The 21675-nt window shown below is 75.2% G+C and carries 18 protein-coding genes and 2 pseudogenes; 6 read left to right on the plus strand and 14 right to left on the minus strand.

Annotation, left to right across the window (positions count from 1 at the left end):
* Positions 1-2 precede the first annotated feature (2 nt).
* Positions 3-947: a zinc dependent phospholipase C family protein gene (locus HWY08_RS20270; RefSeq protein ID WP_176068650.1), complete on the plus strand. Its 945-nt coding sequence runs from the start codon at positions 3-5 to the stop codon at positions 945-947.
* Positions 948-949: 2 nt separating this feature from the next.
* Here HWY08_RS20270 and coaBC read toward each other — a convergent pair whose 3' ends face one another.
* Positions 950-2170 (minus strand): bifunctional phosphopantothenoylcysteine decarboxylase/phosphopantothenate--cysteine ligase CoaBC, encoded by a 1221-nt coding sequence (gene coaBC, locus HWY08_RS20275; protein ID WP_176068652.1) that lies wholly within the window; start codon positions 2168-2170, stop codon positions 950-952.
* A 455-nt stretch (positions 2171-2625) separates the two neighbouring features.
* Here coaBC and HWY08_RS21980 point away from each other — a divergent pair.
* Positions 2626-2964 (plus strand): annotated as a pseudogene (locus HWY08_RS21980) (CPBP family glutamic-type intramembrane protease); the annotation flags it as partial.
* A 310-nt stretch (positions 2965-3274) separates the two neighbouring features.
* Here HWY08_RS21980 and HWY08_RS20280 read toward each other — a convergent pair.
* Positions 3275-4483 (minus strand): class I SAM-dependent rRNA methyltransferase, encoded by a 1209-nt coding sequence (locus HWY08_RS20280; protein ID WP_176068654.1) that lies wholly within the window; start codon positions 4481-4483, stop codon positions 3275-3277.
* Positions 4480-5823, minus strand: a complete 1344-nt coding sequence (locus HWY08_RS20285) for a radical SAM family protein (protein WP_176068656.1) — start codon at positions 5821-5823, stop codon at positions 4480-4482. Before HWY08_RS20285 ends, HWY08_RS20280 begins: the two co-directional genes overlap by 4 nt.
* 101 nt (positions 5824-5924) lie before the next feature.
* Here HWY08_RS20285 and ald point away from each other — a divergent pair, with 101 nt between their 5' ends.
* From ald to HWY08_RS20305, 4 genes are all read left to right on the plus strand, one after another.
* A complete protein-coding gene (gene ald, locus HWY08_RS20290; RefSeq protein ID WP_176068658.1) occupies positions 5925-7058 on the plus strand; it encodes an alanine dehydrogenase in 1134 nt (377 codons plus the stop codon).
* Between the two features lie 158 nt (positions 7059-7216).
* Complete coding sequence (locus HWY08_RS20295; RefSeq protein ID WP_176068660.1) at positions 7217-7855, plus strand: sigma-70 family RNA polymerase sigma factor; 639 nt, start codon at positions 7217-7219, stop codon at positions 7853-7855.
* Positions 7856-7877: 22 nt separating this feature from the next.
* Positions 7878-8705: a zf-HC2 domain-containing protein gene (locus HWY08_RS20300; protein ID WP_176068662.1), complete on the plus strand. Its 828-nt coding sequence runs from the start codon at positions 7878-7880 to the stop codon at positions 8703-8705.
* A gap of 103 nt (positions 8706-8808) precedes the next feature.
* Positions 8809-10527, plus strand: a complete 1719-nt coding sequence (locus HWY08_RS20305) for a response regulator (protein WP_176068664.1) — start codon at positions 8809-8811, stop codon at positions 10525-10527.
* A gap of 29 nt (positions 10528-10556) precedes the next feature.
* Here the strand turns inward: HWY08_RS20305 and HWY08_RS20310 are convergent, their stop codons facing one another.
* The 11 genes and pseudogenes from HWY08_RS20310 to HWY08_RS20360 all read right to left on the minus strand — a co-directional run.
* On the minus strand, positions 10557-10874 hold the full coding sequence (locus tag HWY08_RS20310; protein WP_176068666.1) for an STAS domain-containing protein: 318 nt from the start codon (positions 10872-10874) through the stop codon (positions 10557-10559).
* 133 nt (positions 10875-11007) lie between these two features.
* The gene (locus HWY08_RS20315) at positions 11008-11358 is read right to left on the minus strand and encodes a hypothetical protein (RefSeq protein ID WP_176068668.1); all 351 of its coding nucleotides are present in this window, start codon (positions 11356-11358) and stop codon (positions 11008-11010) included.
* Between the two features lie 11 nt (positions 11359-11369).
* Positions 11370-11579: a hypothetical protein gene (locus tag HWY08_RS20320; protein WP_235969728.1), complete on the minus strand. Its 210-nt coding sequence runs from the start codon at positions 11577-11579 to the stop codon at positions 11370-11372.
* 109 nt (positions 11580-11688) lie between these two features.
* On the minus strand, positions 11689-13287 hold the full coding sequence (gene murJ, locus HWY08_RS20325) for a murein biosynthesis integral membrane protein MurJ (RefSeq protein WP_176068672.1): 1599 nt from the start codon (positions 13285-13287) through the stop codon (positions 11689-11691).
* A gap of 7 nt (positions 13288-13294) precedes the next feature.
* Positions 13295-14425, minus strand: a complete 1131-nt coding sequence (locus HWY08_RS20330; RefSeq protein WP_176068674.1) for a hypothetical protein — start codon at positions 14423-14425, stop codon at positions 13295-13297.
* Positions 14425-15006, minus strand: a complete 582-nt coding sequence (locus tag HWY08_RS20335; RefSeq protein WP_176068676.1) for a tetratricopeptide repeat protein — start codon at positions 15004-15006, stop codon at positions 14425-14427. Before HWY08_RS20335 ends, HWY08_RS20330 begins: the two co-directional genes overlap by 1 nt.
* The gene (locus HWY08_RS20340) at positions 15003-15767 is read right to left on the minus strand and encodes a type III pantothenate kinase (RefSeq protein ID WP_176068678.1); all 765 of its coding nucleotides are present in this window, start codon (positions 15765-15767) and stop codon (positions 15003-15005) included. Before HWY08_RS20340 ends, HWY08_RS20335 begins: the two co-directional genes overlap by 4 nt.
* 61 nt (positions 15768-15828) lie before the next feature.
* On the minus strand, positions 15829-16827 hold the full coding sequence (locus HWY08_RS20345; protein WP_176068680.1) for a biotin--[acetyl-CoA-carboxylase] ligase: 999 nt from the start codon (positions 16825-16827) through the stop codon (positions 15829-15831).
* A gap of 5 nt (positions 16828-16832) precedes the next feature.
* The gene (gene nadC, locus HWY08_RS20350; RefSeq protein WP_176068682.1) at positions 16833-17675 is read right to left on the minus strand and encodes a carboxylating nicotinate-nucleotide diphosphorylase; all 843 of its coding nucleotides are present in this window, start codon (positions 17673-17675) and stop codon (positions 16833-16835) included.
* Positions 17676-17679: 4 nt separating this feature from the next.
* The gene (locus HWY08_RS20355) at positions 17680-20784 is read right to left on the minus strand and encodes a valine--tRNA ligase (RefSeq protein ID WP_176068684.1); all 3105 of its coding nucleotides are present in this window, start codon (positions 20782-20784) and stop codon (positions 17680-17682) included.
* A gap of 77 nt (positions 20785-20861) precedes the next feature.
* Positions 20862-21675 (minus strand): annotated as a pseudogene (locus HWY08_RS20360) (response regulator); the annotation flags it as partial.

Here is a 21675-nt window from a genome sequence, read left to right on the forward strand (position 1 = left end):
TCATGAGCGACCGACAGCTCCGGTTCGCCAGCCTCGCCTCGCTCGCCGTGGTCGCGCTGGTCCTCCTCGTCGTCCCCACCGCCGCGCACGCCTGGGGCCCGCTCGCCCACCTCGGCTTCTCGGCTCAGGCGCTCGAGCAGCTCGGCTCGGTCCCCGGGCCGACGCGCTCGCTCCTCACCGAGTTCGCGAACGAGTTCCTCTACGGCTCCCTCGCGGCCGACATCGTGGTCGGCAAGAACCTGGCCCGGTTCGTCTACCATTGTCACAACTGGAAGGTCGGCTTCAACGTCCGCCGCGCCGCCAGCACCGCCGCCGAGGAGGCGTTCGCGCTCGGCTTCCTGGCCCACCTCGCCGCGGACACCGTGGCGCACAACTACTTCGTGCCGTACCAGACGGTGGCGTCCTTCCACCGCCCCCGCACCGGCCACGCCTACTGGGAGCTGCGCTACGACCAGCGGCAGGACCCGGCGCTCTCCGAGGTGGCGCGCCGCGTGAGCGCCCGCGCCTACCGCGATCACGACGCCCTCCTCGAGCGGGCGATGCCGCACGCCTCGGTCATCCCCTTCCCGCTCTCGAAGGGCCTCTTCGGCTCCTTGCTCGCGAGCGCCCGGCACGCGCGCTTCCAGACGCTGTCGCGCGGGCTGCTGGCGCGCCCCCGCCACCTGCCGCTCGAGGACGAGCTCGTGCGCGAGACGAACGCGCTCGCGGTGGAGGCGATCCTGGGCCTCCTGCGCGAGGGCGAGCGCTGCCAGGCGGCGCGCGCCGACGCCACCGGCGGCCGCAACCTGCTCCTCGCCGGGCGCCTCCGCCGCGAGCTGGCGCGCCGCCACCGGCGGCTGCCGCTGGCGCTGGCGCGGGAGGTGTCGATCGAGGCGCGCGAGAGCTTCCGCCGCGGCATCCAGGGGGCGCTGGTGCTGCCCCCGGCGCTGTCGCGGATGGCCGCCTAGCCCTACCCCCGCGGCCGCCGCTCCTCCAGCACCGGCACCACCCAGTCCAGGATCGCGTCCGCCACCTGCTCCTTCGTCCCCTCGATGTTGGCCCGCTCGCCGGGGCCGACCAGGGTGACGCGGTTGCGGTCGCTCGCGAAGCCGACTCCCGGGCGGCCCACCTTGTTCGCGACCACCAGGTCGCAGCGCTTGGCGGCCAGCTTCTTCCGCGCGTTCTGCAGGAGCGCCTCGGTCTCGGCCGCGAAGCCGACCAGGATGGGCGCCTCCGCCTTCCCGGCGAAGCGCTTGCCCAGCGCGGCGAGGATGTCGGGCGTGCGCGTGAGCGTGACCTCCTCGTCCTCGTCCGACTTCTTCTTCTTGGTGGCCGCCGCGACGCGGGGCTTGAAGTCGGAGACGGCGGCCGCGCCGACGTAGAGGTCGATCTCGCGCGCCTCCTCCTCGACGGCGCTCGCCATCTCCTCCGCCGTCACGACGCGGATGGTCCGCACGCCGGGCGGATCGGGCAGGTCCACCGGCCCGGTCACGAGCACCACCTCCGCGCCGCGGCGGGCTGCCACCCGCGCCACCGCGAACCCCATCTTCCCGGTGGATGGGTTTGAGATGAAGCGGACCGGGTCGAGCGGCTCGCGGGTGGGGCCGGCGCTGACGAGCACGCGCCGGCCGCTGAGATCGCGGCTGCCGAGGAGCCGCGCCGCGGCGTCGGCGATGTCGCCCGGCTCCGCCAGCCGCCCCTCCCCCACGTCGCCATCGGCGAGCGCGCCCGCGGCCGGGCCGACCACCTCCCACCCGCGCCGCGCCAGCGCAGCCACGTTCTCGCGCACCGCCGGGTTCTGCCACATGCGGGTGTTCATGGCCGGCGCGAGGAGGCAGGGCGCCTCGCAGGCGAGGGCGGTGGTGGTGACGGCGTCGTCGGCCATCCCGGCGCGCAGCCGCGCGATCAGATCGGCGGTGGCGGGCGCGACGACGAGCAGGTCGGCGGCGCGGGCCAGCGCGAGGTGCCCGTAGGCGCGGTCCGCCTCGGGCGCGAGCAGATCGACCAGCACCGGCGCGCCCGTGAGGGCCTGGAAGGTGAGCGGGCCCACGAAGCGCGTCGCGGCCGGCGTCATCGCCACCCGCACCTGCGCGCCGCCCTTCACGAACAGGCGCGCCAGCTCGCAGGCCTTGTAGGCGGCGATGCCGCCGCCCACGCCCAGGACCACCGTCCTCCCGGAGAAGTCGTGCATGGCCGTCATCCTAGCCGAGCGCCCGGGCGAGCGGGGCGGCCAGCCTCGGGCGGCGCGCGGCGCGGAAGGGGCACGCGGGCCGCCGCCGGCCTATCATCCCACCCTTGGACACCCTCCCCCCCGAGCCCGACGCCCCGATCGCGCCGCTCGAAGCGCTCCCGCCGCCCGCCGCGCCGCCCGGCCCGGCCGCCCCGCCGCGCCACGCCGCGCTCCTCTTCGTGGCGCTGGTGCTCCCGCTCTACACGGTCCTGGGCGGCCTCGCGCAGGCGGCGAGCCCCTCGCTCGGGCTCGTCGTGAGCCAGCTCGCGCTGCTGGTCCTCCCGGCGGTGCTGGCGCCGCTCGGCTGCGGCTACCGCGCCCGCCCGGCGCTCCTGCTCGCCCGGCGCCCTCCGGCGGCCGCCGTCGCGCTGGCGCTCGCGATCGGGGTCGCCGCCTTCCTCGCCGCCGGCGCGCTCATGTCGCTCACCTCGCTGGCGCTCCCCGCCCGCTGGGTGGAGGGCTTCGACCTCACGCGCAAGATCCTGGAGCTGCCGCCGCGCGAGCGGCTCGGGGTGTGGCTCGCGGCGGCGGCGGTGGCGCCGGTGTGCGAGGAGCTCTGCTTCCGGGGCTGGGTGCTCACCGCGCTCCGGACGCGCTACCGCACCGGGGCTGCCCTGGCGCTGTCCGGCCTGCTCTTCGCGGTGGTGCACCTCGATCCGGTGCGCTTCACCGCCGTCTTCGCGCTCGGCACGCTCTACGCCTGGCTCGCCTGGCGGTCCGGCTCGCTCTGGCCGTCGGCGGTGGCGCACGTCGCGAACAACGCCCTCGGGGCCGGGCTGGCCGTGCTGGGCGGCGGCGAGGGCGACCTGGCGGCGATGCGCGCCCACGCGCCGGAGGTCGCGGGCGGCGCGGCGCTCATGCTCGCCGCCGCGGGCGGCGCGGTGGCCCTCCTCGCGCTCGCCTACCGCCGCGCCACCCCCGCGCCGCCGCCGCTCGGCGAGGCGCTCGTCGCGCGCGATCCGGCCTCACCCCCGGCGCGCTTCAGCTGGCCGCGCGTGCCGCGCGCCTGGCGCGCCGTCTTCCTGTGCGGGGTGGCGGTGCTGTGGGGGATGGCCTGGGGCGACGCTATGCGGCGCGGCGGTAGACGAGGAGCTTCAGGTAGCGCCCCTCCCGGAACTGCGGGCTCACCGGGTGATCGGGGGGCTGGCGCCGCTCCTCCACCAGCTGCAGGTCGACCCGCGCCTTGAAGGCCGCCTCGCGCACGGCGTCGTAGAACTGGTCGGCGGAGACGCGGGCGCTGCAGCTGGCGGTGACGAGCAGGCCGCCCGGGGCGAGCACCGCCAGCGCGGCGCGGTTCAGCGAGGCGTAGCCCGCCAGCGCCGACTCCACCGCCTTCTGCGACTTGGCGAACGCGGGCGGGTCGCACACCACGAGGTCGAAGCGGCGCCCCTCGCGCTTGTAGCGGGCGAGGAGCTCGAAGGCGTCCTCGGCGGCGAAGGCGTGGTCGGCCGGGTCGAGGCCGTTCTGGCGGAAGTTGTCGCGGGCGAGCGCGATGGCGTCCCGGTCCACGTCCACGCTCACCACGTGCCGCGCGCCGCCCAGGGCGGCCGCCACCGAGAATCCGCCGGTGTAGGAGAAGCAGTTGAGCGCCTCGGCCCGCCCCCGCGCCAGGCCGCGCACGAGGAGCCGGTTCTCGCGCTGGTCGAGGAAGGTGCCCGTCTTCTGGCCGTGGCGCACGTCCACCAGCATCTTCATGCCGTGCTCGTCGATGGCGATGAGCTCCGGCGGCGCCTCGCCCCACAGCACCCGCCCCTCCGGCGCGCTGCCCTCGTCCTCCTCGTCGTGGGGGATCTCGTCGCGGCCGTAGACCCCGGCCAGCTCGCCGCCGAGCGCCTCGCGCAGCGCCTCCACGATGCGCCCGCGGTGCGGGGTGAGCCCGGCCGAGTAGAGCTTCAGCACCACCCAGCGGTCGTACCGGTCGGCGACGACCCCGGGCAGCCCGTCGGCCTCGCCGTGGACGAGGCGGTAGCCGGTGGTGCCCTGGACGAGCTCCTTGCGGAGCGCCAGCGCCCGCTGCACGCGCCGCGTCCAGAACGCCGCGTCGACCGCCTCGGCCGGCTCGCGGGTGAGGATGCGCACGGCGATGGCGGAGAGCGGGTCGTAGTAGCCGCGGGCGACGAAGCGGTCGCCCTCGACCACGTCCACCACCGCCCCCGCCGCGAGCCCCTTCGGCGCCTTCTCCACCGCCTTGCGGAACACCCAGGGGTGGCCGGCGCGCAGGTGGCGCGCGAGATCCTTCTGGAGCGTGAGCCTGGCCTCGACGACGTCGTTCATGCATTCACCCGGGCCCCGCGCCCGCCGCGCCGCGGGGCGGGCGTGGCGCGCTCGCGCTTCGCCCGCGAGAAGTTGCCGATGACGAGCCCCGGCCGCGCGCGCCGGAGCCCCTCGAGGAGCGCCTGCATGCCGATGGGCGCGCCGCCGCCGCCGCGCCCGCGGGCCAGGGCCAGGTAGAGGTCCGGGTCGATGGCGAGCGAGCGGGTCTGCACCTGGTGCGGCCGGACCCGCGCCACGAGCCGCCACAGCCGCTCCGCCTCCTCCGCCCGGTCGGTCACCCCGGGGAAGGTGAGGAGGTTGAGCGACAGGTAGGCGCCGCGCGCGACCGCCAGCTCCATGGACCGGACGACGTCCGCGAGCGCGTAGCCGTCCGGCCGGTAGTAGGAGGCGTAGAGCGACGGCGAGGCGCTGTTGAGCGAGATGCGGCAGGCGTCGAGGCCGGCGTCGAGGAGCGCCTCGAGCCCGCGGGTGAGGGAGCCGTTGGTGTTGAGGTGGATGGAGCCGCGGGCGGTGCGCGCCCGGACGAGCCGGATGGCGCGCGCGATCTCCTTCCACCGCAGGAGCGGCTCGCCCTCGCAGCCCTGCCCGAAGCTCACCATGGGCCGGCCGCGGGCGCTCGCGAGGTGCTCGGCCGCCACCTCGGCCATCTCCTCCGCCGTCGGCGAGCGCGCGATGCGCTCGTGCGAGGAGGGCGGCAGCCCCTCCTCCTGCTCCGAGAGGCAGCCCACGCAGGCGGCGTTGCAGGCCGCCGAGGACGGGATGGCGCCCTCGTCGCGGCCGTAGAAGGTGTTCTGGGCGGTGAAGCAGCGCCACTCCAGCGCGCAGCGCGCGATCTGCCGCCAGATGGGGTTGCCGCTCCCGGCGAGCCGCGCCTCCACGCGGCGCGCCAGGTCGGGGGTGGAGTGCGTGGCCGGGCTCCAGTGCCGCCGCCGGTCGGTGTGCAGCGCGAAGACCACCGGGCCGCGCGCGCCGAGCGCGGCGGCGGTGTAGGCCCACTGCGGCAGGATGGGCGCCTCGGCGGTGGGGAGCGGCGGCCGCGCCGCCGCCGGCAGCAGCGCGCGCGTCCAGCCGGGCGGGAGCGTGGCGCCGACCGCGTGCGGCACGAACGTGCGCCGGCCGACCTTCACCTCGGAGAGCGCGACCACCTCGCCGGTGGCCGGGTCGACGCCGACCGGGCGGCGCCCGGGCAGGAGGCACAGGCTCGCGCCCGGAGGCAGCGGTGCGGCGCGCTCGCCCGCGGCGGCCGGACGCACCGTGTCACCGGACCGCACCGCCGCCAGCAGGCGCGGGTGGTCGTAGACGACGCCCTGGGCGTCTGCGAAAAGGAGGCGGTAGCGCATCGGCAGGAGTCGGACCGAGCGGGCGCGCGCGCCCGCGGCAACGGCAACGGCAACGGCAACGGCGGCGCGGGTTATAACCCGCGGCCCGGAGGGAGGCACCCGTGATCGTCGGCGTTCCGAAGGAGACGAAGACCCGCGAGTACCGCGTCGGCCTGGTGCCGGCGGGCGCACACGCGCTCGTCCGCGACGGCCACCGCGTGGTGGTCGAGGCGGGCGCCGGGCTCGGCGCCGGCATCCCCGACGCGGAGTACGCGGCGGCGGGCGCCCAGCTCGCGCCGTCGGCCGAGGCGGTGTGGGCCGAGGCCGAGCTGATCGTGAAGGTGAAGGAGCCCATCGCCGCCGAGTACGGGCGGATGCGCCCCGGGCAGATCCTCTACACCTACCTGCACCTCGCCGCGGAGCCGCACCTCGTGGACGCGCTCCTCGAGCGCAAGGTCACGGCGCTCGCCTACGAGACGCTCCAGCTCGCCGACGGGTCGCTCCCGCTGCTCCGGCCCATGAGCGAGGTGGCGGGGCGGATGTCGATCCAGGTGGGCGCGGCCTCGCTCCAGAAGGAGCACGGCGGCAAGGGCGTGCTGCTCGGCGGCGTGCCCGGCGTCCGCCACGGCAAGGTGGTGGTGCTCGGCGCCGGCACCGTGGGCGCGAACGCCATCAAGATGGCGGTGGGCCTGGGCGCCGACGTGACCGTGCTCGACGTCAACCTGAACCGGCTGGCCTGGATCGACGACGTCTTCGGCGGCCGGGTCACGACCCTCTACTCCGACGCCCACACCGTCGCGGCGCAGCTCGTCGACGCCGACCTGGTGGTCGGGGCGGTGCTCGTCACCGGGGCGCGCGCCCCGCGGCTGGTCACGGCCGAGATGGTGAAGCGGATGTCGCCGGGCTCGGTGCTGGTCGACGTGGCGGTGGACCAGGGCGGCTGCTTCGAGACCACCCGCCCCACGACCCACGACGCCCCCACCTTCGTGCTCGACGGGGTGGTGCACTACTGCGTGACGAACATGCCGGGGGCCGTGGCCCGCACCAGCACCTTCGCGCTGACGAACGCCACCATCGGCTACGCGCGCCGCCTCGCGGCGCACGGGGTGGCCGCCGCCGTCCGGGACGATCCCGCCCTCGCCCGCGCCGTGAACACCGCGGGCGGTCACCTCACCTACCGGGCGGTGGCGGACAGCCTGGGCCGGCCCTGCGCGGAGCTCGGGCCGGCGCTCGCCCAGGCGCCCGCCGCCGGGTAGGCGCTGGACGTACAGCGCGCACGTGCGGCCTACACACGCCTACCTTCCCGTCTCCTCACGGGGCGGGAATGTCACCGCCCGCCCGCTCGTTTTGGAGGCGAGGCCATGAGGCGTCCGGCACCGGGCCGGAATAGAGTTCGGATGGGGGCTCCCGCGGAATGTTCGATCTCCAGAAGAATGACGTGACCCGCAACGAGTTCGAGGGGCTGGCCATGAAGCACGTGGACCCCCTCTACTCGGCCGCGCTCCGGCTGACGAAGAACGAGCGCGACGCGGAGGACCTCGTCCAGGACACGTTCCTGCGCGCGTTCCGCTTCTTCGACAAGTTCGAGCGCGGCACCAACATCAAGGCGTGGCTCTTCAAGATCCTCACCAACACCTTCATCAACCGGTACCGCCGGACGGTGAAGGAGCGCAGCATCGTCGAGGGCTCCGAGCGCGAGGCGGTCCACGAGCGCTTCATCTCGCGCGAGGCGAGCGAGTACGCCGCCAACCCCGAGCAGTTCTTCTTCGACCGGCTGCTCTCCGACGACGTGCTCCGGGCGGTCGACTCGCTCCCCATCGACTTCCGGATGGTGGTCATCCTCGCGGACCTCCAGGAGTTCTCCTACAAGGAGATCGCCGAGATCCTCGACGTGCCGGTGGGCACCGTGATGAGCCGCCTCTACCGCGGCCGCAGGCTCCTGCAGAAGGCGCTGGCCGGCTACGCGGTCGTCTCGGGCGTGCTCCGCGCCGCCGAGGGCGCCGAGGCGCTCGACCTCGAGGCCTTCCGGCGCCGTCGCGGCAAGACGGCCTAGCCTCTCCCTTCCCGGGCGCTCCATGTCCACCGACCCGCACGAGCTGAGCGCCGCGATGGACTGCACCGAGCTGTCGCGCGCGCTCGACGCCTACCTCGACGGCGAGCTGGACGGGGCGGAGCGCGCCGAGGCCGACGCGCACCTCGCGGCCTGTACCGCCTGCCGCGCGCAGGCCGACACCGAAGGGCGGGTGCGGTGCGCGCTGCGGGCGCGGCTGCGGAGCGCCTTCGGAGCGGCGACACCCGCCGGCCGCGCTCCGGCCGAGCTCCGCGAGCGCATCCACGAGGCGCTCGCGCACCAGCGCCGCCCCCTCTGGCGGCGCGCGCTGTCGCCCCTGCCCATCGCGGCCCTGGCCGCGTGCGCGGCCGGGGTGCTGGTGGTGCTCGCGACCAACGGAGGGGCCGACCCGCTCGTGGAGGAGGCGGTCCGCAAGCACACCCGCGACCTCCCGCTCGAGGTCACCGCCGCCTCGGTCGGGCCCGAGTCGGTGGCGCACTGGTTCGCGGGGAAGCTCGACTTCAACGCCGCTCCCCCCCAGTTCCACCGGGCCGAGGTGCGCCTGGTCGGTGCGCGCCTGTCGCACATCCAGGACCGCCCGGCGGCCTACATGCGCTACGACCTCCCGCGCGGGCACCTCGGGCTCTTCATCCTCGACGACCCGGAGCGCCACTTCCCGGACGTCGTCCGCATGCTGCGCGCGGGCCCGGCCGCCGTGCGGCTCATCAACGCGCGCGGCTACAACGTCGCCGTCTGGCGGCGGAACGAGATCGTCTACTCGTTGGTCTCCGACCTGGACGAGGACGACCTCCGCAAGCTGGTCGAGGCCGCGCAGGCCGGCGGCGAGCGGTAGCCCCGTTTTTGACAGCGGTTCCCGCTCCCCCGTAGAATTCGGCCGGTATTTCGCGGTTCTGGCGCGTCGCCGCGCCTGCGCCTCCACCCCTTCGGGAATTGAGATGGCCAAGAAGATCCTCCTCATCGAGAGCGACGGCGCGTTCGCGCAGGAGATGTCCGCGGCCATCGAGGCGCGCGGGCTCCAGGCGCGCGTCACCGCCGACGGCAAGGAGGGTCTCGATCTGGCGCGAGTGGACCGGCCCGACCTCATCGTGCTGTGCGTCGAGCTCCCGAAGATGTCGGGGTACTCGATCTGCAACAAGCTCAAGAAGGACGACGCGCTCCGGACGATCCCGCTCGTCATCATCAGCGCCGAGGCGACCACCGACACCTTCGACCAGCACCGGAAGCTGAAGACCCACGCGGACGACTACCTCATCAAGCCCTTCGCGCCGGCCGAGCTCTTGAAGACCATCGCCGGGCTGGTGGAGCTGCCCGCCGACACCGCGTCCGCCGACGAGCTCGTCACCCTCGACGACGTCGAGGAGCTCGAGTCCCTCGGCGCGGCGGCGGCGGAGCTCGACGCGGCGCCCGCGCCGGCCCCGGCCGAGGACGACGACCTCCGGCTGCTCGACGACGCCTTCAACAGCCTCGCCAGCGACGACGCGACCGCGATGACGGCCCTCGACGGCGCGCCGGCGGCGCCCGCCGCGCCGGCCGCGCCGGTGGACTCCGGCCCGGACGAGCTCGCCCTGGCGCTCGAGGTGGAGCCGCCGCTGGCCGCGGAGGCCACGCCGTCGCCCGAGGTCGATCAGCTCGGCGACGAGGCCGACGCCGCGCTGGCCGCGCTCGGCGCCGACGATCCGCTCGAGGCGGAGCTGCCGGACCCCAAGGCGCTGCTCGCCGACGAGGACGCGACGACCCCGAGCGGCGAGGACCTGCTGCGCCGCGCCGGGCTCGAGGTGGAGCCGCCGCCGCCCCCCCCGCCGCCACTCGCGGCTCGCCCGGCCCGCGCGGCCGCTCCGGCCCCCACCCCGGCCGCGCCGCCCGCCCCTGCCCTCGCCGCCGAGGCCGCGCGCGCCGCGGCGCAGGCGCAGGCGCAGTCGGACGCGCGGATCGCCGCGCTCGAGCGCGAGCTGGCCGAGGTCCAGGCCGCGCTGAAGGAGCAGCAGGACTGGGCGGCGGCCGCGATCGCCGCGCGCGAGGCGGCCGAGGAGCAGGCGCACCTGGCGCAGGAGCAGGCGCAGGAGAGCGCCACCCGCGCCACCCGCGAGGAGACCGCCCGGCTCGCGCTGGAGTCGAGCGCCCGCGAGGCGGAGCAGCGCGCCGCGCAGGCCGAGGAGTCGGGGCGCGCGGCCGAGGCGCGGGCCCAGGCGGCCGAGAAGCAGCTCGCGGAGCTGCAGCGCGAGGCCGAGGCCGCCCGGCAGGAGGCGGCGCGCACCAGCGGGGAAGCGGACCAGGCGCGCGAGCGCGCCGAGGAGCTGGCGCGGGAGCTGCGCGAGGCCCAGGCGCGCGCGGCCGAGCACGAGAGCGCCCTCGCGACCCTGCAGCCGGAGCTGGAGGCGGTCCGCGCCGAGCTGGCCGAGGCCCATGGCACGGCCGCCTCGGCCCGCGCTGGCATCGAGCGGTCGCTGGCGGAGCGCGAGCGCCGTGTCGCCGAGTTGGAGGCGCAGATCGGCAAGCACGAGGAGCGCGTCGTGAAGGCGTACCAGAAGATCAAGGGCGACGAGAAGATCCGCGAGAAGGCGCGCAAGGCCCTCGCGATCGCTCAGCAGCTCCTCGAGGAGCGCTCGGCCGCCGCGCCGGCCGCCTCCGCCGAGGTCCAGCCCAGGCGGGAGTAGCTCGCCGCGGCTCCCGCGGGCCCGCGCGCTCAGCGCGCCGCTTCGGAGTCGAGGACCGCGGCGCGGAGCCCGTCGAGGTCCACGCCGAAGTACCGGAACAGCCGGCGCTGGTGCTGCCGCAGACCGCGGACGGCCACCGGCTGCGCGTGAGCTTCCAGGAACCACGGGGCCATGAACGCCACCCCGACGTCCAGGAACTCGCGGACCCTCCCGAAGTCGACCACCACCTGCGCGTCCGGCGGGAGCGCGCGCAGCCGCGCGCGCACCTCGCGCGCGGCCACCGCGTCGAAGGTACCCTCCACCTGGACCAGCACCGCCCCCGTCGGGGTGCGCGTCACCTGCGTCATCGGCCTGCCCTCGCAGCCTCGATGGTGCCGGAAGGACCGGGGGTGCGGCAAGACGGAGCGTGCGGCCCCTTGGGTGTGCGACGGCGCGCCCCACCCCGGACCGTGCGTCCGGGAATGGACCCCAGCTCGGGGTTCAGTGCGCGGTCGGCGTGGGCTCCTGCTCGTTCTCCACCTCGCTCGCGGCGCCCTGCGCCGCCTTGAACGCGCCGAGGGCCGCGATCACCGCGACCAGGTTCGAGGGGGAGAGCGCGGTCCGGGTCGCCGCCTTCACCACCGGCCGCAGCGCGGGCCAGAGCCCGCCGCCCAGCAGGAACCCCGCGCCGGCCGCGACGCCGAGCACGAGCCAGGGGTTCTCGCGCATCCGCCGCTCGACCTCCAGGCGCTCGCTCGCCTGCTGCACGGCCTCCAGCACCTGGTCCTTCACCGCCGAGACCGCCTCCGCGATCTGCTGCGGATCCATCGCGCCCAAGCCTTCCGCCGCCATGTGCGCTCCTCTCAGGCCCGCGAGGCGAGCCGCCCGATGAGAAAGCCGAGCCCCACCGCGCAGGCGATGGCCATCATCGGCCGCTCGCGCGCGAAGTCGCGGATGGCGCTGTCCGCCGTGTCGGCGTAGCCGCGCAGGCCCTCCATCCCGTCGCTCACCCTGTCCTGGACCTGGCGCATCGTCTCCCGCGCGCCCTCGGTCACGTCCCTGCTCCCGTTCATGGCCATCCTGCCTCCCGCTCGCGAAAGCGCGACCGTGGAAAGCTAGGCGCGAGGGTCTCGCGAGGAGAAGCCCGCTACCGGGGCTCACGCGCTGGGCGGGCCCCTCTGGTCACGCGCGAACGGGCGGGCGCCCGCGGCGGCGGCGCACCGCCCCGGCGAAGTCGGAGAGCTCTCGCACCCCGAGGAGCCGCGCCGCGACGAGATACACCGCGGCCGCGGCGGCGATGGGGACGAACGCCAGCGCGAGCTGGCGCGCGAGGCCGTGCCAGCGCAGCGCGCCCGCCAGCCAGGCGTGCGCGCCCCAGGCGGTGCCGGCCAGCGCCGCGGACGCCAGGAGGACGCGCGCGAGCTGGGGACCGATCCCCGCCCCCCCGAGCCCGCCGTGCCGCCGGCGCCAGGCCACCACCAGGACGGCGAAGTTCACCGTCGCGGCGAGCGACGTCCCCAGCGCCACCCCCCGGAAGCCGAGGACCGGGTAGAGCGTCACGTTGAGCGCCACGTTGGCGGCCATCCCGAGGAAGCTCCCCAGCACCGGGACGCGCGCCTCGTCGAGCGCGTAGAACGCGGGCGCGAAGACCTTCACCCCGGAGTACGCGTAGAGGCCGATGGCGTAGAAGAGCAGCGCCTGCGCGGTGGCGGCGGTGTCGGCCGCCCCGAAGCGCCCGTGCTGGTAGATGAGGGCGATGATCGGCTCGGCGAGCACCATGAGCCCGACCGCCGACGGGACGTTGAGGAAGGCGACCATCCGCAGCGCCGAGCCGAGGGTGTCCTTCACGGCCGGCAGGTCGCGGGCCGCCGCCTTCTGCGCCACCCCCGCCCCGGCGACGGTGGCGATGGCGACGCCGAAGACGCCGAGCGGGAACTGCATCAGGCGGAAGGCGAAGTTGAGCCAGCTCACCGCCCCGCGCTGGTGCGAGGCGAAGATGGTGTTCACGACGATGTTGACCTGGGTCGCGGAGAGCCCGACCACCGCCGCCGCCATGAGCCGGCCGATGCGGCGGACGCCCGGCTCGCGGCGCGCGCCGGCGAGCCGAGGCCGGAACCGGAACCCGGTGGCGCGCAGGCTCGGCCACTGCGCGAGCAGCTGCAGGAGCCCGCCGAGGAGCGTGCCGGCCGACCAGCCCACCACCGCCTTCACCGGCCCCGCCCCGGCCGCCCAGAGCCCCAGGCCGACCGCGATCGACCCCACGTTGAAGAGGGCGGGGGCGATCGCCGGCGCGGTGAAGCGCGACTGCGCGTTGAGCATGCCCATCACCGCCGCCGACAGCGAGACGAGCAGGAGGAACGGCATCATGATGCGGGTGAGGAGGACGGTGAGCTCCCACTGCTCCGAGAAGCCGGGGGCCACCAGCGCCACCACCTGCGGCGCGAGCAGCACGCCCACCAGCGTGAGCGCGCCCACCACCACCACGATGAGGCCCAGGACCAGGTTCGCCAGGCGGAACGCCTCGCCCTGCCCGCGGTTGCGCTGGTAGTCGGCGAAGGTGGGGACGAAGGCGGCCGAGAGCGCCCCCTCGGCGAACAGGTCCCGCAGGAGGTTCGGGATCCGGAAGGCCGCGATGTAGGCGTCCGAGAAGACGTTCGCGCCCACCAGAGCCGCGAAGAGCTGATCGCGGACGAGCCCGAGCACCCGCGACGCCATGGTCGCGGCCGAGATCCAGAGGGCCCGGGCCATCCGCACCGGGGCCGCCGCGGCGGGGGCTCCCATCGCGCGCTCAGTGCTTGTCGGAGGCCGTCCCCTTGGACGCGGCCTCCTTCTTCATCATCCAGGCCTTCGCCTGGGACTGGATCGTCTGCGGCACGTTGCGGTCCCGCGCCAGCTCCTTGATGTCCTTCTCCTGCAGCGTGTAGAGGAACTTGAGCGCGGTGGGCAGCGGGACCTTGGGGTTCTTCACCAGCGCCATCTTGATGGCGTAGACCTTGAGGTACTCGCGCGCGGTGTAGATGTGCCGGAGCACGTCCGTGTTCACCGTGCGCGAGGTGGCGATGGTCATGATCTCGCCGTCGGTGATGCGCGGGCTCGTCACCGCCGCCATGCAGACGAGCTTGTTGGAGTCGCGCAGGAGGAGCGTGCGCGCCTCCTTGTTGCCCAGGGTGGCGAGCTTGATCTTGTCGGAGACCGACATGCGCAGCACCCGCTGCGTCATGTTGAGCTTCTTCTGCTGCTCGACCGGGGTCTCCGCTTGCGTCACCGGCTGCGTCTCCTCCACCAGCTCGGCGGAGTAGTCGCGCATGAGCTCCTGGGCGGTGTCCTCCGCTGGCGGCGCCGCGGTCGGGTCCACCCCGTGGACGCGCAGGTGCGCCGCCACGAGCTGCGGCACGTCGAGGAGCGTGAGCCCGTTGCGGACGCAGAACTCGCAGGCGCCGTCCACCGTCGAGGCGAGCGCGTTCGGGTTCTTGCACAGCCCGCGGACGATGTCGTCGCAGCGGAGCAGGCGGAGCTCGTTCTGCCGGATGATCTCGGCCAGCGGCTGGGAGACGGCGGGCGCGAGGCGCGCCACGGTCTCGTCCTTCGTGGCCGGGTTGAGGAGGACGAGCTCGAGCGCAGCGTCCTTCGCGGCGAGCCGGTCGGCCAGCCAGTCGAGGACCTCGCCGGCGAGGGCGTCGGAGCGCAGCGCCACGCCGTAGAGCTTGTCCGGCAGCCCCTCGGCGGTCTTGGCGGCGGTGGCGCGCACCGCCTCCTCGGCGTCGGAGGCGAGCAGGTAGAGCAGCGTGGCGAGGTCGGCCGGGGCCGTCATCGGCACGAGGCCCTTCGCGCCCATCATGCGCAGCGGCAGCGGCGCCTTGGGGTCGGCGTGCTTCTGCAGCGGCTTGGGGAGGGCCTCCAGCGTCGGGGCGTCCGCCATCACCCCTCCCCCGGCGGCTCGGCCGGGGCCGGCAGGGCGGCCGGCGCGCCCGGGGGCAGGAGCCCCAGCATCATCGGCGGCACCTCGGGCACGGGGTGCAGCTTGCGCGCCCAGCGGTGCCGCAGCCGGCCCAGCCAGCGGTTCACGACGTTGCCGCGGCCGAGGAAGGGGAGCACCGGCCGGCGGCGCCAGCCCATGCACGCCTGCGCCGACTGGAGCGACGGGTCGAGGGGCGCGGCGGCCAGCCCGCGCGCGATCGACCGCACCGCGCGGTCGCGCTGGCCGAGCGCGAGGTGCGCCCGCGCCTGGTTGAGGAGCAGCTCGGGCTCCGGCCCGGCGACGCGCAGCGCCTGATCGCAGTAGAGGATGCCCAGGTTCGAGTTCCGCTCCACCAGCACCAGCGTGAGGCCGTACCAGGACATGAAGCGCGCCTCGAACGGCGCGCGCCGGTGCGAGCGCTCGAACAGCGCGTGCGCCGCCGCCGCGTCGCCCTCGCGGTAGCGGGCGAGGCCCTCCTCGAAGGTCGCCGTCGCCTCGGGCGGCGCCACGCGCTCCCGCCCCGTCCGCGCTCCGTCGGTCATCGATTCCGCTCGTGGATGAGGCGCAGGCCGCTCAGCGTCAGGTGCTCGTCGACCTCCGCGATGGTGCGGGAGACGCCCGCGATGAGCGGCGCCAGCCCGCCGGTGGCGACCACCCGCGGCGAGAAGCCCAGCTCGTCGGCCATGCGGGCGCAGATCCCGTCGACCAGCCCGACGTAGCCGTAGACGAGCCCGCTCTGCATGGAGGCGACGGTGTTCTTGCCGATGACGTGCGCCGGCCGGATGAACTCGACCTCCGGCAGCTTCGAGGCGTGCTCGAAGAGGGCGTCCATGGAGATGCCGATCCCCGGGCAGATGGCCCCGCCCAGGTACTCGCCCCGCTGCGAGACCGCGTCGAAGGTGGTGGCGGTCCCGAAGTCCACCACCACCATCCCGCACGCCCAGCGATCCCAGGCCGCCACCGCGTTCACGATCCGGTCGGCCCCGACCTCGCGCGGGTCCTCGTACAGGATCGGCATGCCGGTCTTGACGCCCGGGCCCACGAAGAGCGGCTTCACGCCGAAGTACCGCTCGCTCATGCGGGTGAGGGTCGAGGCGAGCGGCGGGACGACGCTCGAGACGGCCAGCGCGTCGACCGCGTCCGGATCGAGGCCGTCGGCGGCGAAGAGCTGGCGCACCTGGATGCCGTACTCGTCGGCGGTGCGGCGGTGGCTCGTCTCGACGCGCCAGTGCCGGCGCAGGGCCTTCCCCTCGAAGGCCCCCAGCACCGTGTTGGTGTTCCCGACGTCGACCGCGAGCAGCACGGCGAGAGCGTAGCCGTGGGCATCCCCAGGGTCAACGAAGCCCGCCCGGCGGGCGAGGGCGCTAGGCGGGCCGGAGCAGCTCGACGTCGCCCGCCACCACCCGCTCCAGGCCCGTCGCCGTGCGCACCAGCAGCGCCCCGGCCTCGTCGATGTCCTCCGCGACACCGGTGAGCTCGGCGGCGCCGCCGCGGATGCGCACCTCGCGGCCGAGCGTGTCCGACATTTCCCTCCACGCGGCGCGGACCGGCCCGAAGCCCTCGTCGGCGTGCCGGTCGAGCCACTCCTCGAGGGCGGTGAGCACGGCCGCCGCGAAGAGCGCCCGCGGCACCGGCGCGCCGCGCTCCAGGAGGAGGCTCGTCGCGACGCCGCGCAGCTCCTCCGGGAAGTCGGCCGCGGCGGCGTTCACGTTGACGCCGATGCCGATCACCACCCACTGCACCCGCTCCACCTCGGCCGCCATCTCGGTCAGGACGCCGGCCAGCTTGCGGCCCGAGGCGAGCACGTCGTTCGGCCACTTGATGCCGGCCGCCGCCACCCCCGCCTGCCGCACCGCCTGGCACACCGCCACCGACGCCAGCAGCGTCAGCTCCGGGGCGCGCGCCGGGGGGAGGTCGGGGCGGAGCACGGCGGAGAGGTAGACGTTGCGCCGGGCCGGCGAGCTCCAGCTGCGCCCGCGCCGGCCGCGGCCGGCGGTCTGGCGCTCGGCCACCACCACCTCGCCGTGCAGCGCGCCCTCCTCGGCGAGCCCCTTGGCGACGTCGTTGGTCGAGCCGACCTCCTCGTACCAGTGCAGCGTCTGCCCGACGTCGTGGGTGTTGAGCAGCGGCCGCAGCTCGAGCTCGCCGAGCCGGTCGGGGATCTCGCGCAGGCGGTAGCCGCGGGCCGGGGCGGCCTCGATGCGATAGCCCTGCGCGCGCAGGGCGCGCACGTGCTTCCAGACCGCCGCCCGCGACAGCCCGAGCTTGTCGCTGATCGCCTCGCCCGACACGTAGTCGTCGCCCGCCTCCGCCAGGAAGGCCAGCACCAGCTCCTCGCTGCCGGCGCGGACGGGCTCGGGCATGGCGGTCACGAGGGCGCGATCTCGAACGAGACGTCCACCGCGCGCGCGCTGTGGGTGAGCGCGCCCATCGACACGAAGTCCACGCCGGTGGCGGCCACCCGCGGCAGCCGCTCCAGCGTCATGTTGCCGCTCGCCTCGAGCAGCACCCGCCCGCGCGCGAGGCGGACCGCCTCCGCCAGCGCCGCGTCGTCCATGTTGTCGAGCAGCACGATGTCGGCGCCGGCCGCGATGGCCTCCTCGAGGCCGGCCAGATCGGTGACCTCCGCCTCGACGCGCAGGAGCGCGCTGGCGCTGGCGCGGGCGCGGCGGACCGCCTCCCCCACCCCGCCGCAGGCGGCCACGTGGTTGTCCTTGATGAGCACCCCGTCGCCGAGCGCGAAGCGGTGGTTGACGCCGCCGCCGGCCCGCACCGCGGCCTTCTCCAGCGCGCGCCAGCCGGGGGTGGTCTTGCGGGTGTCGAGCAGCCGCGTCTTGCCGCCGCCGCGGGCGAGCGCGTCGGCGCAGGTGCGGGTGAGCGTGGCCACGCCGGAGAGGCGCTGCAGGAAGTTGAGCGCGGTGCGCTCGGCGGCGAGGAGCGCGCGCAGCGGACCGCGCGCGCTCCCGAGCCATTCGCCCTTCGCGGCGCGGGCGCCGTCCGGCCGGTCGAAGCGGCAGGAGGCGCCGAGGCGCTCGAAGACGCGCTCGGCGACGGCGGTCCCGGCCAGGACGAGGTCGTCCTTGGCCAGGAACCGCCCCTCGCCCGTCGCCTGGGCATCGAGCGTGGCGTCGCTGGTCGCGTCGCCGAGGAAGAGGTCCTCCTCCAGCGCCAGCTCGACGAGCCGCTCGACGTGCGCTGGGAGGAGGGCCACGGTGCTACCTCCGGCCGCGCGCCGCCTTGCGGGCGCCCTTGGCCTTGCCCTTGGCCGCCTTCTTCGGCGCAGCCTTCTTCGCGGCCTTCTTGGCCGGCTTCTTCGCGGCCTTCCGGGCGGCGGGGGCCTTCTTGGCGACCTTCTTGGCCGCCTTCTTGGCCGGCTTCGCCTTCGCCTTGGCCGCGGGCTTCGCCTTGGCCTTGGCGGCCGGCTTCTTCTTCGCCGGCGCGCGAGGCGCGGCGGGCGCGGGCGCCGGGGCGGCGGCGGCCTCGGCCGGCGTCTCGACCGGGCTCGCCTCGACGGCCGGGGCCGGCTCGCCGACGGGCTCGGTGACCGGCGCAGGGGCCTGCGCCGGCTCGGGGTTGGGGTTCACGGTGGGATTCGGGTTCGGGTTCTCGGTCATGGTCGTGCCCTCCGCTTCGGCCAGCATGTCGCGGTGCGCCTCGAGGCGCCGCCGCTTCTCCTTGAGCTCCTCCGCGCGCGCGCGGTCCTTCTCCACCACGTCCTTGGGCGCCCGCTCGACGAAGCTCGGGTTCGCCAGCTTCTTCTCCAGGGACGCCAGATCGGCGTCGACCCGGGTCAGCTCCTTGGCGAGGCGCGCCTGCTCGGCGGCCATGTCCACGGCCCCGGCGAGCGGGATGCGCACCTCGAAGCCGCTCCCCACCACCACCGCGCTGCCGGGGACCCGGCGCGTGGGCTGGGCCGAGAGCGTCAGGCCCTCGAGGTTGCCGAGGCGCAGCACGCGGGCCTGCTCCTCGCGGACGGTGGCGAGCGCCTCCGGCGCGAGCGCGCCCACCTGGACCTCGCGCAGCGCGACCTTGAACGGGATGTTCATCTCGCCGCGCACGTTGCGCACCGCCTCGACCACGCCGAGCACCGGCCCGAAGCCGCGCTCCGCCGCCTCGTCCACCGGGCCCGGCTCGGGGTAGCGGGCGATCATGATCGAGGCGCCCCACCGGCCGCCCACCTGCGCCTGGAGCGTCTGCCACAGCTCCTCGGTGATGAACGGCATGAACGGGTGGAGGAGCCGCAGCGAGGTCTCGAGGCAGTGGGTGAGGACCGCCTGCGCCGCGCGCTTCTGCGCCGGGTCCTCTCCGTAGAGCGCCTCCTTCGAGAGCTCGATGTACCAGTCGCACAGCTCGTGCCACACGAACTGGTAGACCGCCCCGGCGGCGTCGTTGAAGCGGAAGCTCTCCAGCGCCTGCACCGTCTCGTTCACCGCCCGCTGCAGCCGCGCCAGGATCCAGCGGTCGGCCGGCGTGCGCGCGGCGGCGCGGACGTCCTCCTCGCCCACCGTGAACCCGCCCAGGTTCATGAGCGCGAAGCGCGTCGCGTTCCAGAGCTTGTTGGCGAAGGCGCGGTAGCCCTCGATGCGCTCCTTGGCGAGCTTGATGTCGCGGCCCTGCGCGGTGAGCGCCGCCAGCGTGAAGCGCAGCGCGTCGGCGCCGTACTGCTCGGTGATGACGAGGGGGTCGATCACGTTCCCCTTCGTCTTCGACATCTTTTGGCCCTTCTCGTCGCGCACCATGGGATGCAGGTACACGTCGCGGAAGGGCACCTCGCCCATGAAGTGCAGGCCCATCATCATCATCCGGGCCACCCAGAAGAAGATGATGTCGTGCCCGGTCTCCATGACGGAGGTCGGGTAGAAGGTGCGGAGCGTGGCCGTCTGGTCCGGCCAGCCCATGGTCGAGAAGGGCCACAGGCCCGAGCTGAACCAGGTGTCGAGGACGTCCTCGTCCTGCCGCAGCTCCTGCTTCTGGCAGGTCGCGCACCGCGCGGGCGCCTCGCGGGCGACGGTGACGTGGCCGTCCGGGCAGTACCAGGCCGGGATCTGGTGGCCCCACCAGAGCTGGCGGCTGATGCACCAGTCGTGGATGTTGCGCATCCACGCCATGTACGTGTTGGTCCACGCCTCGGGGACGAAGCGGGTCTTCCCCTCCTCCACCGCCGCGATGGCGGGCTTCGCGAGCGGCTCGATCCGGACGAACCACTGCTGCGAGAGCAGCGGCTCGAGCACGGTCTCGGAGCGCTGGCAGCGGCCGAGCGGCAGCACGTGCGGCTTCGTCCCGCGGTCGAGCCCCTTCTCGGCCAGGAGCTCCTTCACCTTCTTGCGGGCGGCGAAGCGATCGAGTCCGGCCACCGGCCCCGCCTCGGCGTTCATCTTGCCGTCGAGGCCGATCACGGTGAGTAGCTCGAGGCCGTGGCGCTGCCCCACCTCGAAGTCGTTGAAGTCGTGCGCCGGCGTGACCTTGACGGCGCCGGTCCCGAACTTGGGGTCGACCAGGATGGCGTCGCCGACGATCGGGATCTCGCGGTCGACCAGCGGGTGGACCACCTTCTTGCCGATGAGCGCGCGGTAACGCTCGTCGTCGGGGTGGACCGCCACCGCGGTGTCGCCCAGCATCGTCTCGGGCCGGGTGGTCGCGACCACGATCTCGCCCGAGCCGTCGGAGAGCGGGTAGGCGAAGCTCCACAGCTCGCCCGCGTGGCCCTCCTCGTAGGTGACCTCGAGATCGGAGAGCGCGGTGCGGCAGTCCGGGCACCAGTTGATGAGCTTCTGCTCGCGGTAGACGAGGCCCTCCTCGTACAGGCGCACGAACACCTCGCGCACCGCCCGCGACAGCCCCTCGTCCATCGTGAAGCGCTCGCGCTCCCAGTCGAGCGAGGCGCCCAGGGCGGCGTGCTGCTCCCCGATGCGCGAGCCGTACTTCTCCTTCCAGGTCCAGACGCGCTTCAGGAACTCGGCCCGGCCCAGGTCGTGGCGGCTCTTCTGCTCGGTCTTCTGCAGCTCCTTCTCCACGATCATCTGCGTGGCGATGCCGGCGTGGTCGGTGCCGGGGAGCCAGAGGACGTTGAAGCCGCTCATCCGCTTCCAGCGGCAGAGCACGTCCTGCAGCGTGGCGGTGAGCGCGTGGCCGAGGTGCAAGGACCCGGTCACGTTGGGCGGCGGCAGGACGATGGAGAAGGGCGGCCGGCTGCCGTCGGTCTCGTCCGCGTGGAAGTAGCCGCGCGCCCTCCACACCGGGTACCAGCGCGCCTCCACCTCGCGGTGCTCGTAACCCTTGGCGAGCTCGGTGCGGGTCTCGGCGGCGGCTTCGCTCTTCACGTCAGTCTCCAGAAGGTGAGCTTCGCGGGGCGCGCCGGTCTGGCGGAGCGGGTGAGGCGCGCGGCCCGGCGAGGGGTTCAGCGCTGGCGCTCCTTGGCGAGGCGGTCGAGCTGCTCGCGGATGATCGTCTCCGCCAGCTCGGGCACCACCTCCCAGGCGATCCGCTCGATGAGCTCGCGCGAGGCGCGCGAGAGCACCGCGCGGAGCAGCGCCTCGTCGGAGGCGGCCTCCGCGGCCGCGGCGACCGGGGCTGCGGGGGCGGCGGGCGGGAGCTCGACGGGCGCGCGGACCACCGGCTGCTCGGGGGCGTGTCCGGTGGTGGGCGGCGGGATGAAGTCCGCGGCCGGCGCGAGCTCCAGCTCCTCGGCCTCGCCGTCGGGGAGCTCGATGGCCGCCGGCATCGACGTCGGCGGCGCGGGCTCGCCGAAGTCGAGCTCGTCGAGCTCCGTGAGCGGCGCGGCGGCGACCGGCGCGGGCGGGCTCGGCGGCGCGGCGGGCGGAGGAGGCGGCGCGGCGACGACGGCGGGCGGGGCGGCGGGCGCGGCCGGCGCCTCGTCGGCGAAGTCCACCTCGCTCCAGTCGAGGTCCACGTCCTGGGCCGCGGGCGGCGGGGCGGCGAGCGGCGCGGGGGCGCGCGCCACCGGCGGCGCCGCGGCGGGCATCCGCGGCGCGGGGGCCGCGGCCGGCGGCCGGGCGGCGGGGGGCGGCACGGCGCGGGGAGGCGCGCCCGCGGGCGGGGGAGCGCTCGTCCCGGGGCGGGCGACGACGGGCGGCGGCGTGCCCGGCGGCCGCGCGGCGGGCGGCGCTCCTGCTGGGCGGGCGACGGCGGGTGGCGCGCCCGGCGGGGGCCGCGGCGCGGCGCGCGGGGGCGCCCCGGCGGGCGGGGCGGCG

It is taken from the genome of Anaeromyxobacter diazotrophicus, assembly GCF_013340205.1.
GTDB lineage: Bacteria > Myxococcota > Myxococcia > Myxococcales > Anaeromyxobacteraceae > Anaeromyxobacter_A > Anaeromyxobacter_A diazotrophicus.

Coding starts and splice junctions, on each gene's coding strand:
- HWY08_RS20300 (WP_176068662.1), top strand. CDS start 7,878: ATGTCCACCGACCCGCACGAGCTGAGCGCCGCGATGGACTGCACCGAG.
- HWY08_RS20285 (WP_176068656.1), bottom strand. CDS start 5,823: ATGCGCTACCGCCTCCTTTTCGCAGACGCCCAGGGCGTCGTCTACGAC.
- coaBC (WP_176068652.1), bottom strand. CDS start 2,170: ATGCACGACTTCTCCGGGAGGACGGTGGTCCTGGGCGTGGGCGGCGGC.
- HWY08_RS20295 (WP_176068660.1), top strand. CDS start 7,217: ATGTTCGATCTCCAGAAGAATGACGTGACCCGCAACGAGTTCGAGGGG.
- HWY08_RS20315 (WP_176068668.1), bottom strand. CDS start 11,358: ATGGCGGCGGAAGGCTTGGGCGCGATGGATCCGCAGCAGATCGCGGAG.
- HWY08_RS20270 (WP_176068650.1), top strand. CDS start 3: ATGAGCGACCGACAGCTCCGGTTCGCCAGCCTCGCCTCGCTCGCCGTG.
- HWY08_RS20335 (WP_176068676.1), bottom strand. CDS start 15,006: ATGACCGACGGAGCGCGGACGGGGCGGGAGCGCGTGGCGCCGCCCGAG.
- murJ (WP_176068672.1), bottom strand. CDS start 13,287: ATGGGAGCCCCCGCCGCGGCGGCCCCGGTGCGGATGGCCCGGGCCCTC.
- HWY08_RS20320 (WP_235969728.1), bottom strand. CDS start 11,579: ATGAACGGGAGCAGGGACGTGACCGAGGGCGCGCGGGAGACGATGCGC.
- HWY08_RS20330 (WP_176068674.1), bottom strand. CDS start 14,425: ATGGCGGACGCCCCGACGCTGGAGGCCCTCCCCAAGCCGCTGCAGAAG.
- HWY08_RS20345 (WP_176068680.1), bottom strand. CDS start 16,827: ATGCCCGAGCCCGTCCGCGCCGGCAGCGAGGAGCTGGTGCTGGCCTTC.
- HWY08_RS20305 (WP_176068664.1), top strand. CDS start 8,809: ATGGCCAAGAAGATCCTCCTCATCGAGAGCGACGGCGCGTTCGCGCAG.
- HWY08_RS20310 (WP_176068666.1), bottom strand. CDS start 10,874: ATGACGCAGGTGACGCGCACCCCGACGGGGGCGGTGCTGGTCCAGGTG.
- HWY08_RS20280 (WP_176068654.1), bottom strand. CDS start 4,483: ATGAACGACGTCGTCGAGGCCAGGCTCACGCTCCAGAAGGATCTCGCG.